At 61.0% G+C, this 14,989-nt stretch carries 13 protein-coding genes and 2 pseudogenes; 8 read left to right on the top strand and 7 right to left on the bottom strand.

Annotation, left to right across the window (positions count from 1 at the left end; translation table 11 throughout):
• Window positions 1-52: 52 nt before the first annotated feature.
• From M9979_RS02905 to M9979_RS02895, 3 genes are all read left to right on the top strand, one after another.
• Complete coding sequence (locus M9979_RS02905; protein ID WP_340689040.1) at window positions 53-1,450, top strand: MFS transporter; 1,398 nt, start codon at window positions 53-55, stop codon at window positions 1,448-1,450.
• 206 nt (window positions 1,451-1,656) lie between these two features.
• On the top strand, window positions 1,657-2,631 hold the full coding sequence (locus tag M9979_RS02900; protein WP_254287837.1) for an ornithine cyclodeaminase family protein: 975 nt from the start codon (window positions 1,657-1,659) through the stop codon (window positions 2,629-2,631).
• The gene (locus M9979_RS02895; protein ID WP_254287836.1) at window positions 2,631-3,434 is read left to right on the top strand and encodes a PhzF family phenazine biosynthesis protein; all 804 of its coding nucleotides are present in this window, start codon (window positions 2,631-2,633) and stop codon (window positions 3,432-3,434) included. The genes M9979_RS02900 and M9979_RS02895 overlap by 1 nt, the downstream gene beginning before the upstream one ends.
• Before the next feature lie 6 nt (window positions 3,435-3,440).
• Here the strand turns inward: M9979_RS02895 and M9979_RS02890 are convergent, their stop codons facing one another.
• Together M9979_RS02890 and M9979_RS02885 are read right to left on the bottom strand one after the other, a co-directional pair.
• Window positions 3,441-4,034: a helix-turn-helix domain-containing protein gene (locus M9979_RS02890; protein WP_254287835.1), complete on the bottom strand. Its 594-nt coding sequence runs from the start codon at window positions 4,032-4,034 to the stop codon at window positions 3,441-3,443.
• Between the two features lie 191 nt (window positions 4,035-4,225).
• Window positions 4,226-5,749 (bottom strand): S10 family peptidase, encoded by a 1,524-nt coding sequence (locus M9979_RS02885; RefSeq protein WP_254287834.1) that lies wholly within the window; start codon window positions 5,747-5,749, stop codon window positions 4,226-4,228.
• A 343-nt stretch (window positions 5,750-6,092) separates the two neighbouring features.
• Here M9979_RS02885 and M9979_RS02880 point away from each other — a divergent pair, with 343 nt between their 5' ends.
• The gene (locus M9979_RS02880; RefSeq protein WP_254287833.1) at window positions 6,093-8,333 is read left to right on the top strand and encodes a TonB-dependent receptor; all 2,241 of its coding nucleotides are present in this window, start codon (window positions 6,093-6,095) and stop codon (window positions 8,331-8,333) included.
• Between the two features lie 65 nt (window positions 8,334-8,398).
• Window positions 8,399-8,965, top strand: coding sequence for a hypothetical protein (locus tag M9979_RS02875; RefSeq protein ID WP_254287832.1), 567 nt, complete (start codon window positions 8,399-8,401; stop codon window positions 8,963-8,965).
• A 165-nt stretch (window positions 8,966-9,130) separates the two neighbouring features.
• On the opposite strand, the gene M9979_RS02870 is transcribed toward M9979_RS02875, so the two are convergent.
• From M9979_RS02870 to phhA, 5 genes and pseudogenes are all read right to left on the bottom strand, one after another.
• Entirely contained in the window at window positions 9,131-9,424 is a 294-nt protein-coding gene (locus M9979_RS02870) for a 4a-hydroxytetrahydrobiopterin dehydratase (RefSeq protein ID WP_254287831.1), read from the bottom strand.
• Complete coding sequence (locus M9979_RS02865; protein ID WP_254287830.1) at window positions 9,421-10,431, bottom strand: fumarylacetoacetate hydrolase family protein; 1,011 nt, start codon at window positions 10,429-10,431, stop codon at window positions 9,421-9,423. The genes M9979_RS02870 and M9979_RS02865 overlap by 4 nt, the downstream gene beginning before the upstream one ends.
• A 96-nt stretch (window positions 10,432-10,527) precedes the next feature.
• Window positions 10,528-11,160, bottom strand: a pseudogene (locus M9979_RS02860) (VOC family protein); the annotation flags it as partial.
• Window positions 11,161-11,410: 250 nt separating this feature from the next.
• Window positions 11,411-12,649, bottom strand: coding sequence for an amino acid aminotransferase (locus M9979_RS02855; RefSeq protein ID WP_254287829.1), 1,239 nt, complete (start codon window positions 12,647-12,649; stop codon window positions 11,411-11,413).
• Entirely contained in the window at window positions 12,646-13,506 is an 861-nt protein-coding gene (gene phhA, locus M9979_RS02850; RefSeq protein WP_254287828.1) for a phenylalanine 4-monooxygenase, read from the bottom strand. The genes M9979_RS02855 and phhA overlap by 4 nt, the downstream gene beginning before the upstream one ends.
• A 159-nt stretch (window positions 13,507-13,665) precedes the next feature.
• On the opposite strand from phhA, the pseudogene M9979_RS02845 reads away from it, so the two are divergent.
• From M9979_RS02845 to M9979_RS02835, 3 genes and pseudogenes are all read left to right on the top strand, one after another.
• Window positions 13,666-13,827: pseudogene (locus M9979_RS02845) on the top strand (thioredoxin domain-containing protein); the annotation flags it as partial.
• A gap of 146 nt (window positions 13,828-13,973) precedes the next feature.
• A complete protein-coding gene (locus tag M9979_RS02840) occupies window positions 13,974-14,444 on the top strand; it encodes an Lrp/AsnC family transcriptional regulator (protein WP_254287827.1) in 471 nt (156 codons plus the stop codon).
• Window positions 14,445-14,616: 172 nt separating this feature from the next.
• A complete protein-coding gene (locus M9979_RS02835) occupies window positions 14,617-14,865 on the top strand; it encodes a hypothetical protein (RefSeq protein WP_254287994.1) in 249 nt (82 codons plus the stop codon).
• Window positions 14,866-14,989: the final 124 nt, after the last annotated feature.

Here is a 14,989-nt window from a genome sequence, read left to right as displayed (position 1 = left end):
ATAGCAGAAAGTCGGTGTCGGACGTGCCTCGTCATGGATCAGGAGGGGCAGGGTGGCACATGCGCGTAAGTCACCGCTAGCCGGTACGACACGGCTCGGATGGGCGGTCGGCGAGTTTGCTATCGCCAGCCATATGGCGATCCTGTCGATCTACCTGCTTTATTACCTCACCGACGTGCAAAAGGTGCCGAGCGCGCTTGCCGGCACGCTGATCCTGGTGCCGCGCCTGTGGAACGTCATATCGGATCCTCTGATGGGCGGAGTGTCTGATCGGTTCCGGTCCCGCTGGGGCAGGCGCCGTCCGTTCCTGCTGGTGGGTTCGCTTGTCTGGGGCATCGCTTATGCCGCAATGTTCGCGATTCCGACCGACTGGACTTTGACGGCCAAGGCTGCGTGGTTCCTCGCGGCGTGCTTTGCAGTCAACACCGGACTCAGCCTCTACCACGTCCCGTATTCTGCGATGCTGCCGGAGATGACGGATGACGTATCCGAACGGCTGGCGCTAACCGGCTACAAAGAAATTGCAGCACGTTTCGCGGTCCTCCTCACCGTGATGGCGAGTCCGCTGATCGTCCGCGCGGCGCCTGATCCGGTCGCTGGCCATCGGTGGGTGGGTTTCATCACAGGAGCGTTCATCATCCTGTCGGGGCTTACCGCCTTTTTCGCAACCGCGCGCGCGCCGAGCAGGGCCCTGCAAATGACGAACGCCAGCCTTGCCCAGCAATGGCGGAGCTTCCGCACGAATCGGCAGCTGTTCCGACTGTCCGGCGCCTATCTGTTCAGCAGCGCCAGCGACGCCTTCTACAGCGCCATGATGATCTATTTCGTCACGATCACCCTGCGTCTCGACGGAGGCCTGATGGGAGCATTGTACCCGGTTGGATCGATTACGGCGATCGTGACGACGCCGCTCTGGGCGGCGCTCGGGCGACGCATAGGACGACGGCGCGCCTGTGCGATCGCCTATTCGGGTGCGGCTACGGTATTCTGTCTCGCTCTGCTCGTGCCGGTCGGGGTGCCGGCGCTGATGTTCCCGCTCATGGTTTTGATCGGGGCGTTCTTTGGCGGGGTCTTCATGTTGCCGAGCGCGATGACGCCGGACACTGTTGAACTGGACGAGAAACTCAGCGGCCAGCGGAGGGAAGGCGCCATTTACGGTACGTGGATCTTCACCCAGCAGACGGGAATGTCGATCGGCGCGTTCCTGGTAGGGCTCTATCTCGACCTCATCGGCTACCATTCCGGTACTGCCGCTACAGCGGTGGCCAACACGCCGGCGGCGAGCGCCATACGATACGGCTTTGCTCTCGTGCCCGCGGGGCTACTCATCGTCGCGGCAGCTCTGGTCCGTGGACTTACGATCGGCGGTCCCACGGTCAAGTCGGGAGGCGAACCGCTCTCGCCCTACGCGATGGCGCCGGAACCCCTCGCGGAACGAAGCCTCGATTAACCGGCCCGCCTCAGGCTCGTTTGCGCCGGCCGGTTTTGTTGGTTGCTGTCGTCAAGGCTGCACGCGACGTATGCCAAGGACTGAGCGTAATTTATTATTGTACCATAAGATTTCCTAATATAAAATTGCTTCTCTATGAAGGTTCCCTGGCGATGAACATCGTCGGGCACGGGTGAAAATGGCTTGGTTGCCGAAGGTATGAACGAATGATCGTATTGAACCATGATGATGTCGCGGCGCTGCTTCCGTGGACGGTGCTTACCGACCACCTCGCGTGCTCCCTCGGCGGAGACACGAGCGTATCCCCTCCGCGTCTCCAGTTTGAACTTTCGGGTGGCGCAAATGACGTCGGTACGTTGCTGGTCATGCCGGCCTGGCGCAACGATGCGGTGATCGGGCTCAAGACGGTGACGTTCTGGGAAAGCAATCGTGCTCGCGGGCAGGCATCGCATGGCGCCAGCTATATCATCATCAACGCAAGATCGGGTATCGTCGAGGCGATCCTCGATGGTGGCATGCTGACCGAGCGGCGTACCGCCGCGCTGTCGGCAGCGGCCGCATCCCGCCTGATGCGCAAGGATGCGACGCGCATGCTGATCGTCGGCACCGGACCGGTCGCTCGAGCGCTGGCGCAGGCGCACGCCGCGTGCCATGGCTTTGAAAGCATCGAGATATTCGGCCGGCAGGAAAAGGTAGCGTCAGAAATGGCGCTCGAGCTTCGCGACGCGGGATTGCCGGCAACGCAGTGCGGGAGCCTTGAGCAAGCGGTGCGCTGCGCCGATCTTATCGTGACGGCGACCAGCGCCACGACGCCTGTCGTCCACGGACGCTGGCTCAAGACCGGGGCGCATCTCAGCCTTGTCGGCAGTTTCAAGCCGACGATGCGGGAGGTGGACGGTGAGGCCTTCCGCCGTGCCGGGCAGATATGGCTCGATGATCACGCGGCACTCGCCGAATCCGGAGATCTGCTGGACGCCATTGCCGAGGGGTGTCTCGACGAGAGCCGTATCGACGGAGACCTTCGTTCACTCCTGCGGAGTTCCGTCCGCCCGGAGCGAGAGGATATCACGATCTTCAAATGCGCAGGTTTTGCCGCAGCGGACCTGATAGCCGCCGAGTTCGCGCTGGCGAGAACGAAGAGCGGCACACTTGATGCTTTACCGATGGCGCTGGCGTCGTGATGGCTCTACGCGCCTTCCAAATTCACGCCTTTACCTCAAAGGTGTTCGGCGGCAATCCTGCGGGCGTGTGTCTGCTCGACACGTGGCCGACAGATGCCGTGTTGGCGCGCATCGCCCACGATTTTGGCCCTTCCGTCACCGCCTTTGTCGGGCCGGGAGAGGATACCCGTGGTCTGCGCTGGTTCACACGAGGCGAGCGGGAGGTGATGAGCTTCTGCGGTCACGCGACGTTTGCAGCTGCCCATGCTGTGCTGCACGAGACTGGCGCGGATGCTATTCAATTCGCCACGGTTAGTGGCATCCGACCGGCAGCGATGGTGGACGGCGGGATCAGCATGGGAATTCCCTGCTGGTCCTACACTCAGGCCGGCAGCCCTGCACAGCTGGGTCCGGCGCTGCGCGCAATGCCCGTCAGCGTCCATCGCAGCGAGCGCGACTGGATTGCGCTCTTTGAAACACCGGAGCAGGTCGCCGCACTTGCGCCAGATTACGACGTCATGCGCGCCTTCGGCGATTCGGCAGTGATCGCCACCGCCTTGGCGGGAACGGACGTCGTTTTCCGATTCTTCTGCCCCGGCTTCTCAATCGGCGAGCAGGAGGACCCTGCGACCGGCTCGGCGATCAGTGCGCTTGCGCCTTTCTGGAACGCACGGCTTGGGCAAGCGTCCCTTGACTTTATTCAAGTGTCGTCGAGGGGCGGGGCCTTCCGTGCGACGCTCGCCGGTGATGCGTTGACGCTGGTGTCGAAATGCGTGACGTTCAGCCGCGGGTGGCTTGACCTCCCCGATCCCGCGGCGACATGAAAAGGGCTAGGCGCTCCGTTCGCCCTCGTCTGAAGCGCCGGAATTGACGTGGGTCATTGCATCGGGATGCGAGCAGATCCACATCACCTCGGCATCTTCCTCGCCGATCGAAGCCAGGGCATGGCCCGATCGGCTATCGAAATATACGCAATCACCGACCTCGAGATCCAACGGCTCGTAATGCTCGCTGAACAGGCGGACACTGCCTTTCAATACATAGACAAATTCTTCGCCGTCATGGGCGGGAAGCTCATTCCAGGAAACACGCTCACGCGCCTTGATGGTCGTTAGCAGCGGGATAAACTCTTTGCGTGAGACGTCGTTGACCAACGCTTGATAGGCGTAATTCGGGGTGGTGTATTGGACGCCCCCACCCCGACGGGTAACGCCGCGCCGTCCCGTAGCGGCATTCTGCTGCGGCGCACGGAACATGTCGGCAACGTCGATCCCGAGTCCTTGCGCCAGACGGACGATAATCTCATAGCCAGGGGAGAGCTGGCCACCCTCGATCTTTGAGATCGTCGATGCCGCCACGTTGGCGCGCTGCGCCAACTCGTTCAGGGTCATTTTCGCATTCTGGCGGAAAGCCTTGACGATCATGGCGATACCTGACGGCGGAGCGACCGGCGATCGCGCCGGCCGCTTGCTCCCCGGCTTTGCAGGTTTTCTCGCCGTACGGAGATTTGCCATTTAGCTACACTTCCAGTTTGTTGGTCTGCGTTGATAGCAGATAGTAAATTGCGAAGGCTAGCGCGTCTGCGATTGCGCACTCACAGTGGGAGAGGGCGCCTTTACCGGACAGGCGCGGCCTTGTCATAGAAGCGCTCGATGTCTGCGAGCATCTGACGGCGGACGGTGTCGTCGGTATAGGCCATGTGCCCGGCATCATAGTATTTGTATGTGATATTGTTGGCCAATGCGCGCGGGATCTTGAGATGGTGATAATCGTAAACCGCACCGTAGAAGATCGTCGAGAGATCAAACAGGCCATTCAGGGTGAGCACTTGCAGCCGTGGATTGACCGTCATCGCATGAGCCAGATCATCGCCGTAACTGCCAAAGGCACTGGAGAAAGCGCCGTTGCCGGCCCGCCGGAAATCGAACGCCCTGGACGTTTCCGGATCGGATCGCCGGTATTCGAGATCCGTGCTGAAACCGAGGTCGCCGTGGATATAGCTATTCATCTGGCTGACGATGATCCGGAAGGTGCCGTTGCCGGAGGGATCGAACGTCGGGGCGTCGCGGGTTCCTGGCGGTTCATCTGCGGTATAGCGCGCGTCGAGTTCGCCGACCGCGACGCCCTGATCGCGCAGTAACTCGGCTCGGAATTTATCCGGATCGACGCGTAGGTCGTTTTGCAGAATGAACTGCTCGGGCAGGCCAGAATATTGCGCGAGTTGCCGGGCTGTGCTTGCCCTTTCGCTGTTGCTCAGCGTAGTGCCCTTGGCGAGCGCCTGTGCGTAAGGTCCCTCTGCCCACTGGATCGCGGAGGAAATCAAGCTCTGTTGGTCACCCGAGTGCGCGATCCGTCGATGAAAGGCGGCTGTGACCGCGTAGCTGGGCACGATCGTAATGAAGAGGCGGTCGTCTTGGTTGATGACCCGGGAGATATCCAGGATCGAACCGAGCGCGATGACCCCGTTCATCTGGACGCCGTCGCGCTGCAGACGATCTACCAGTGCGGCATTGCGCGCAGTTCCATAAGATTCGCCGAACAGGAATTTCGGCGCGTTCCAGCGATCGTGCAAGGTGAGAAAGCGCTCGATACCTTTGGCAAAAGCCTCGGCGTCTGCATCTGCGGTCAAGAAGTCACGCGCTGCGACGCCGGGCGCGGGGCGCGAATAGCCCGTGCTGATCGCGTCGAGAAAGACGAGGTCCGATTTGGGTAGCAACGTCTGCTGATTGTCGATCAGTTCATAGGGCGGGTTCCCGGCCGCTTGTCCCGGGCCCGGCAATTCGGCGCGTTTCGGCCCGAAGGAGCCGAGGTGAATCCAGACGCTCGATGAGCCGGGGCCGCCGTTATAGAGAAAGGTGACCGGGCGTGAGCGGTCATTCGGGTCGAGCATATACGCCACGTAGAACATGCTTGCCCGGGGCTGGCCCTTATCGTCGCGGATGGTGAGCGTACCGGCGACGGCCGTGTATTTGACGGGCTTGCCCCCGATCCTGATCTGATGCCGCGTCCGCACCGATTGCTCGGCTACGGGCTTGAGAGCTTCACTGCTCTGGGCGGGCGGATCCGGCTCCGCCATCGCTGGCGAATGCACCAATGAAAGTGACGCCAGGGCAACTAAGGTTAGAAGGGCAACTCGCATGCAAGCCTCCGTCAGCAAACGCCGGACTAAATTACGAGGGTCCGTCCGCACCGCGATTGCAACTCACGCGGCAGTGGTCAGGGGCGCAATCGCCGTCGCGGCCCGGCGACGAGCGTTACCATACGAAAGATTCAGATCAATCGGAAAAAACAACCGTCTCCTCCTTGTTTTAGACCGTTGACGAGTTGGGCCTATGCCACGGATAGCCAATCTCCAGTACGGTGTAGACATGCGAAAACTCCGATGATAAAAAAAACGTATTAAATGCGCGAATCGATGGCGTACTATAAAAATGGGGGGTTAAATGAGAAATCCGGTTGCTCGCACCCACTTCGCTGGCCTGATGACAGGCGCGGCCCTTATTATGGTAATCTGCGCACCTTCGGCGCGCGCGCAGTCCGATCCGCCACAGCCTCACCCCGATCCGGCGCAATCCGAAGTCTCCGAAAACACCGTTTCCACTGACATTGTCGTAACGGCTCAGAAGCGGGCCGAGCGCCTGCAAGATGTGCCCATGGCGATCACCGCCCTTTCGTCCGAGGCGCTGACTGCAAAGGGGGCAACGCGCCTTCAGGATTTTTACCAGCAAGTCCCCGGCTTGTCGGTTCAGGCCGTCGATTCCGGGCAGACCGGAGTCGCTATCCGGGGCGTGGTGACCGGCGTCGCCGGCAACCCAACGGTGGGCATCACGATCGACGACGTTCCCGTTGGCGCGAGCACCGTAACGGCGGCGGGCGCGGTCCGCATCCCTGATCTCGACCCATCCGATCTTCAGCGTATCGAGGCCCTTAAAGGTCCTCAGGGCACGCTTTACGGCGCGTCGAGCATGGGTGGCTTGCTGAAATATGTGACGACCGACGCGGACACCGTCAATAGCTTCGGCCTCGTCGGGGTAAGCGGTTCGACCGTCGCGCACGGCAACAGCGGCTTCGGGATACGTGGAGCCGTGAACACGCCGATCGTTACCGACGTGCTCGGCGTGCGCGTCAGCGGCTTTTACCGGCAGGATCCTGGCTACATCGACAACGTGAACTCCGGTAAATCGAACGTCAACGAGGGGCGCTCTTATGGTGCGCGCCTTGGAGCCTTGTGGAAGATCGCACCGGACGTCAGTTTGAAGGTGACCGCGCTGTATCAACGTGATCATTATCTCGGCTCCTCACAGGTCGAGGTCAATTACCTGACCAGGCCGGTGTACGGCGATCTTACGCAGATCTTCATTCCGGGCACGGGTGAGGCGGTCAGCCGCAGCCAGCTTTACTCCGCTGCGTTCAACGCGGTTCTCGGCCACGGACTGACCTTCACGTCTATTACTGGCTATGGGATCAGCAACTATAAACTCTTTCGCGATTATTCCGGCTATGCCGGCGGGGCGGCACAGGCACTTTATGGGGTGCGCGGCGCGGCCTATGATCCCTACGCTTACAATACCAAAAAGTTTAGCGAGGAAGTGCGCATCGCCAGCGACCAGAATGCGCCGATCAGCGGGCTCGTCGGGGCATTTTACACGCGCGAACACAGCGATAACAATCTCACCCTGAATGCCTATAACCCGACGAGCGGAGCCAAGGCGGGCTTCATCTCGCAGACGACCGACGATCCGCTATACCGCGAATATTCGGTGTTCGGATCTGCTCGTGTGAAGATAGTCGGCGGATTGGATATCGAAGGGGGCTTACGCTACGCCAAGAACCATCAGGCTGATGTCGGTATCACCACCGGCGCAAGCGGGACGCGTACCGTCATTCCATCGTCTGCGGACGACAGCGCTGTGACCTGGTCGGTCAGCCCGCGGTGGAAGGTCAATCGCGATCTGACCGTTTACGCGCGCGTCGCGACCGGTTTCCGCGCCGGCGGCGCCAATGCCGGCGTTGCCCCGGGCATTCCACTGACGTACAAATCCGACAAGACCACCAATTACGAGATCGGCGCCAAGGGAAGCACCCCGAACAAGGTCTTCGCATATGACCTGTCAGTCTACCGGATCGACTGGGATGGGATCCAGATCACGTCGACCGCCGTGGTGAACAACATCACCTATTCCTATGTTGGCAATCTCGGCAAGGCACGTATCAACGGTGTTGAGGCCGCGCTTCAGTTCAATCCACTCCAAGATACCCATCTGTTCTTCAACGGATCCTACAGTTCGTCTAAGTTGCGGGATAATCTCATTGCCGCCGGTTCGATCTACGCGCTTCGCGGCGAACGCCTCATCAACGCACCCGTCTGGAGCGGTTCAGCGGGGTTTGATCGGGATTTTCAGGTGAGCGAAAGTGCGACATTGTTCGCAGGCGCTACGGTCGGCTACACCGGTAAACGTTACGGTCCCTTCGCGCGCGGCGCCCCAGCGACCGGCAATGTTCGCCAGACGCTGCCTGATTATACCACGATCGATCTGCGACTGGGGCTGCGCCAAACCACGTGGACGGTGTCTGCCTATCTCAACAACGTGACCGACAGCCGCGGGATCATTTACTCTTCCTTCTCGGCGGTGCCCGCGACTGCAACGTCGCGCTATTATGCGAATGTCATTCGGCCACGCACATTCGGTGTTTCGCTCCAGTACAATTTTGGTGGTCGATGAGACTTGGTGGGGCAAGCGGCCGGGAGTCGCCTGCCCCACATTCACATCAGCGAGGGAGGCAGATCATGCGTGCAAAATTTCTTAACTTGATCGCGGCGGCGACGGTTCTGGTGGCCACCGGCGAAGTCGAATCCGCGCAGGCCCAAGTCCTCGGCACGGTCGTTGCACCGCCTGAACAAACGTACTGTGCCGAGCCGGGCTATCGCGCGCTGGATTTCCTTGAGGGCGACTGGCTCGTGTTCGAAAACGGGCAGCCGATGGCCTTTGCACATGCGGAGAGCCGCCAACGTGGCTGCTGGCTCTCGCTCGAAAGCAAATGGATCAATGACAAATATCGCAAGCCGGGGCAGGAATTTCACTTCGCCGCCAATGATATCATTGCCTACGCCCATGGTGTCTGGACGCTGATGTCGGTCGATATCATGGGCCAACCTTTCATCGCCCGCGGCCGGCAGGGGCCCGACGGAATCATCCGTTTCGTCTCGATCGAGCCGCGAAAGGATCGTTATGTCCGCGCCTATTTCGAACGCCTTCCTGACGGCAGCGTACGCTCATCTGCCGAATATTCCGACAAGCCGGAAATGGGCGCGTGGAAGCCGATGTTCGAATATCTCTACAAAAAATTGGGGTAGGCAAGTCGCGTTCAACCTGGGGCCTCCTATGATCGCAGCCCCTGCCTTGCAGGATGGGCCGGGCAGGGGGAGCCGCTTGCACTGCCGCGGCCGCTGGTGCTTGCATCCTCCAGCGGCTGCGAAGGACGCAATGACGCAATCAGCAAAGCCGAGCGACAAAGTCGCTCAGGACGATGGTCCTATAGCCGTGATTTTGCGCGCTAACTCGATGTCTTTCGGCGTGAGGCCACCTGCGTCGTGTGTCGTGAGGACAATGGACACCTTGCCATAGACATTGGACCATTCCGGATGGTGATCAACCTTCTCTGCCATGATCGCGACGGCCGTCATGAACGAGAATGCGCTGACGAAGTCCCCGCATTCGAAATTTCGGACGATGGCGTCTCGCCCAGCGTCGTGCGTCCATCCTGGGAGGGAGATGAGGGCCTCGTTCCGTTCCTGATCGTCGAGCACTTTCATTGCCCCACCTTCACTTTCTGGTCTATCGTGCCGAAGATCGGCCTACCGTCTTCGTCGTCCATCCAGATACGGACGCGATCGTCGTGCTTGAGGAAGGGCGTGGCTGGACCCCCGGTGAGGATTGTCTGCACCATGCGGGCCTCGGCGATGCAGCTATACCCGAGCCCTCCGTCGGCCGCCGGACGTCCGGGACCGCCATTGGCATCGCGGTTCGAAACTGTTCCGGAACCCACGATCGTGCCTGCAGCCAGTGAACGCGTTGCAGCGAGATGCGCGATAAGGGTGCCGAAATCGAACGTCATATCGATTCCGGCGTCGGCTCGCCCGAAGGGTTGGTCGTTAAGATCGACCTTCAGTGTGCCGTACAGTTTGCCATCTCGCCACCGTGGGCCGAGCGAGTCGGGCGTTACGAACACCGACGAAAGGCCGCTAGCTGGCTTGGATTGGTAAAAGCCAAAGCCCTTGGCCAGTTCAGCGGGAATGAGGTTCCGCAGTGATACATCGTTCACCAGCCCGATCAGCCGGATCAGGCTTATAGCCGCCTCGCGGCTGACGCCCTGCGGCACGTCGTCGGTGACCACGACGACTTCTGCCTCCATGTCGCAGCCCCAGTCTTCGTTGGACAGAGATATCGGGTCATGGCTTCCCAGGAAGCCATCGGACCCACCCTGGTAGATCAGCGGATCGTGCCAGAAACTGTCCGGCAGCTCGGCGCCTCGAGCCTGCCGAACAAGGGCGACATGATTTACATAGGCCGATCCGTCGGCCCACTGATAGGCGCGTGGAAGAGGAGCGGCGAGTGCAGCCTCGTGGAATGGCAGGCCCGCAGGGCTGCCACGGTCGAGGTTAGAGGCCAGTTGCTCGAGCCGCGGCGCGACTGCAGACCAATCGTCAAGCGCCGCCTGTAATGTGGGCGCAACGGTGCCTGCCTCGACGTAGGTCGAGAGGTCATTAGACACGACGACGAGACGGCCATCCCGGCCCCCCTTTAGACTGGCAAGCTTCATGCGGTGGGTTCCTTGTGCAGCCATTCCGCGTATCGCGGGGCACGCTTGGTCCGGCTCCATTCCTCGAGCATCAGCGGGGCGACGCGCTTCAGATCGTCATATTGTTCGGGGGTGCCGATGTTGCAGGCAAGTTCGACGCGGTGTCCGTTTGGGTCGAAGAAATAGATCGATCTGAAAACGCCGTGACAGGTGGGCCCACACCGAGCAGCCCTGCGCTTCGATGTGCGCCTTGGCAGCGAGCAACGCCGCCCCATCCTGAACTTCGAAGGCGAGATGCTGAACCCAGCCGGCGGTATTTGGGTCCCGGCTCATCGGAGGCTGGTTCGGCAACTCGAAGAAGGCCAAGACGTTGCCGCCGCCACAATCGAGGAAGATGTGCATATACGGATCGTCCCCGCCCGTGGACGGAACCTTGTCCTCGGCGAAGGCGGTCTCGTCGATCTGTCCGCCGCCGGCTTTGCCTTCCTCATTGAGCGGAATTCGGATTTGGCCGTCGGGCGCGGTCATCGCCTTGCTGGCGAGGCCGGTATATTCGCCCCTGATATCGAAGTAGCGGATTTCGCGGAAGCCGGCGATGCGCTCGCAGAACGCAGCCCAGTGCGCCATCCGACCACCATAGACGTTGTGTGTGAGATGATCGATACGCTGAAGTCCGGCACCCACCGGCTGGCGATCAATGTCCGGCTCGTAGGCGAAGTCGATGTCGTAGATGGAGAGCGCGCCGTTCCCCTCGGCGACAGGTCGCCACTCGACGCGCCGGCCAGATGAAGAACGCCAGACAGGCCGCGGAGGCGATGGGCAGCAATCCCGATCGCTTGCGCCGCCGCCTCGGAATGCGCGAGATCTTCACACTCGATCATCAACGGCGATGCATCAGAGGCCGCTCTGACCACGATACGCGCGACCTTATGCCCCGCTTGCTCCAGAATGTCGGCGGTAGCAGTTCCGAGCGCGCCTGCCGCGCCAGTTACAATCACTTTCATTTGAACGCGCTTTTGGCCGTCGCGGCAAATGCCTGCGGGATGCCGACCCCTTTTTCGAGGTGAGGTAGCAACCCCTCGACGAAACGCGGGAGATTGATTTCGTTCAGGCCCGCGATATTGATCCGGCCATCCGCCGGCATGTAGATCCCATGGGTCTGGCGAATCGCCGGGACGGCGCTCGGTGCGATCGGCAGAAGCGAGAAGAGCCCGCGTTGGGACGCGACAGACGTCAAGGCCGGATGCGCCGTTGCCAGCAGCACCCTCATCTTGTTCAATCGGTCCCGCATGCGATCAAGTTCGTCGCCCCAGGAGAGGCGCAGTTCGCCGTCATCCAGAATCGTGCGGACCACCGCAGCACCATGGTCTGGCGGCATCGACCAGAGGCTGCGGGCCAGCGCGAGCGCATTGGCCCGCGTCACCTCGCCCAGGTCGCTTGTCGGCGTCTGGACAAAGAGCGCGCCAACCCGATCGCGGTATAATGCGAAGTTCTTGTCGCAGCTATAAGCAACGAGCGCTGTCGGAACAGCATCGAGAAGTCGGTGCGCACCTTCGCCGTCTGCAGTGATCCCATTGCCGAGGCCCTGGTAGGCCAGGTCGACGAAGGGGACGATGTCGCGCTCATTGCAGAGCGCCGCCAGCGCCTCCCACTGCTCCAGCGTGAATTGCGTGCCCGTCGGGTTGTGGCAACAGCCGTGAAGCAGGAGGACGTCACCTGCTCGCGACTGCTGCAGCGCCTCGAGCATGGCATCGAAGGCGATGCCGCGGCTTTCGACATCGAAATAGGGATGAAGGCGCGTGGCAAGACCGGCCTCAGCGAAGATCGGCGCGTGATTTGGCCAGGTCGGCTCGCTCAACCACACGCGCGACGATGGCGCCGCGCGCGCCAGAAGCTGCGCACCGAGCCGTAAGGCCCCGGTGCCGCCGGGCGTCTGCAGCCCGAAGCGTCTCGCATCGCTCTGCCCCTCACCGAAGACCAGTTTCATCAGGAGTTCGGCAAAGCGGACGTCGCCTTCCGCGCCAAGATAGGATTTGCTCTGTTGCTCCGCGTGCAAGCGCCCTTCGGCAGCTTTGACCGCTTGCATGACCGGCGTAAGCCCTGCCTCGTCGCGATAGACTCCAACGCCCACGTCGATCTTGTCAAGACGCGAATCGGCGCGGTGCATGGCGATGAGCGCCAGCAGCGCGTCGGGCTTCTGCGGCCGAAGGGCCGCGAACGGCATCAGATCCCCGCTCATGCGCGTACCCCGGCCTTGGCATAGGCCTGCGTACCGACGTGGAGAATCCTGTCGGATGGCAACAGGTCTCCGACGTCGATAGCGTCCCTGTCGCGAAGGCGTTCGTAGATGGGCCCGAAGTCGGTGTCCCGGGTCTGGCGCAGCAAGTCCTCGAAACTGTCGATCACAAAGTAGTTCTGCTGATAGTCGTCAATGCGATAGCGCGTCCGCATCACCCGTTCGATGTCGAAACCGATCCTGTTGGGGGAGGGGTCGTCGAGGGCGAAGACACTTTCGCCGTAGGAAGAGACGATGCCGGCGCCGTATAGCTTGAGATCCGAGCCGTCCCGGATCAGGCCAAATTCTACCGTGTACCAGTATAGCCGTGCCAGTGCCTCGATCATACCGAGCTTGGCGGCACGCAGGCCCCCTTCGCCATAGGCCTGCATATAGTCTGCGAACACGGGATGAACGAGCAGCGGCACGTGGCCGAACACGTCGTGGAAGATATCCGGCTCCTGCAGGTAGTCGAGCTGTTCCGGCGTCCGAATGAAGCGGCCGGCAACGAAGCGCCGGTTGGCGAGATGCTCGAAAAATATCTCGTCCGGAACCAGCCCCGGCACCGCAACGACCTGCCAGCCGGTCGCATCGGAAAGGCGGGCGTTCAACTCGTCGAAGTCAGGAATGCCTGGCTTCGTCATTCGCAACATATCCAGGCCTTCCATGAAGGCGGGAACGACACGTGCCGGCAGCATCTCGGCTTGGCGCGCAAAGAGACGATCCCACACGGTATGTTCCTCTGCGGAATAGGAGTGCCAGTCCTGCGCGACGGTCCAATCGGGCGCGGCATGCGAGGGTCGAGTAAGGTCGGTAGCCATGGTGTAAATATATCGGAAAGTGACGAAATACGATCTCAAATATGGAATAAACGGCTATAGATGTGATAGGTTCTTTTCATAATATGCCAGGATACGAATTGATTTGATCAACACGGTGCGGGCATGCGATAGCCGAAGCGACGAGAGCGAGATTTGCAGATGGAGTACGAGCGAAACGGAACAGAGGCAGCGCATCCATCCCTACGACTCCACGGCTACTGGCGTTCCTCAGTCGCCTATCGAGTAAGGATCGGACTCCTCAAGGGACTGAGCTATAGCCAGGTCACGCACGAACTGCGCAGTGGAGCGCAGCACGATCCGGTTACTTGGCATTGGCGGCGATCGGATTGGTCCGTCGAACTCGCCGCATACCCCGCGCTTTTGAAGATTGCGGCTGCTTGCCTGTCCCTTGAAGCGTTCGACAGGGCGAGGCCGGAATTGCAGCCTGACGCTGATCCCGTGGCGCCATGAGTAGGGCTCGAGAACTCGATGCGATCGACCGCAAGCTGCTCGTCGAACTGCAACGCGACGCGTCCCTCAGCCACGCCGATCTCGCTGAGCGGGTCGGCGCTTCCACAGCGTCCTGCTGGCGCCGGATCCGGGCGCTGGAAGCCGCCGGCGTGCTAGGGCGGCATGTTCGCCTTGTTGATCCCGAGAGCGTCGGCCGCGGCGTGAACGTGCTGTGCCACATTCGGATGAAGGATCACTCGGCGAAGGCCACAGAAGCTTTCGAGACCTTTGTCGCTTCGCGGGACGAAATAATGGAGTGCTACTCAATGTCTGGTGACTGGGACTATCTTCTGCGGATCATCGTCACCGACGTAGACCATTATAATCACTTTTTAATGCGGATCGTATTACGTCACCCTTCGGTTGCGACCGGCTCATCGCATTTTTCCTTGGCTCAGGTAAAGTACATCACGGCTATCCCCTTATGAGCGGTCAGAATGTTCGACTGACATGTCCATTACATCTCTTCCCGATCTCTCCAAGCGGCCCGCACAGTCGCCATCGGCAAGACGCGCGTATGCTGCGCCTTCGGCACGCAAATGTCCTCGAATCGGGCTGCGTTCCGAATGACGGGAGGAGGCGGTTTGCATAAACGGTGACGTGGTTGAAGCCGGCTACCATCACCGATGCCAGACCGAGCCGGAAGAGCTCGTCGAGGAAAGCAGTCCACAAATTGGCGGAACCCGATCGAGATCGTCGGGAGAAACGCAGTCGAGCGACACCCGGGCATTCTACAACGGTCTCATCAACCGCGATCGCCAGACGCTGCGGGCGGGCCTCGCGTATTTCCGTTCGATGGACGACGTATTCCAGCCAATCGTGCACGCATGGAGACCCGTCTCGCTATGACGGTGTGAGGCTTTGCGGGAAGCTGGCCTACGCCTGCGCGGTAAGGGAGCGGCTGGGGCGTGTGCGCTCGGTGCGCGACCGCGCCAGTCGCAAAAGCCGGTGCGCGACACGCCGAGCATGCGGC

It is taken from the genome of Sphingomonas liriopis (assembly GCF_024211255.1).
In the GTDB taxonomy this organism is placed as follows: domain Bacteria; phylum Pseudomonadota; class Alphaproteobacteria; order Sphingomonadales; family Sphingomonadaceae; genus Sphingomonas; species Sphingomonas liriopis.
This window is presented reverse-complemented; position numbering and strand designations above follow the sequence as displayed.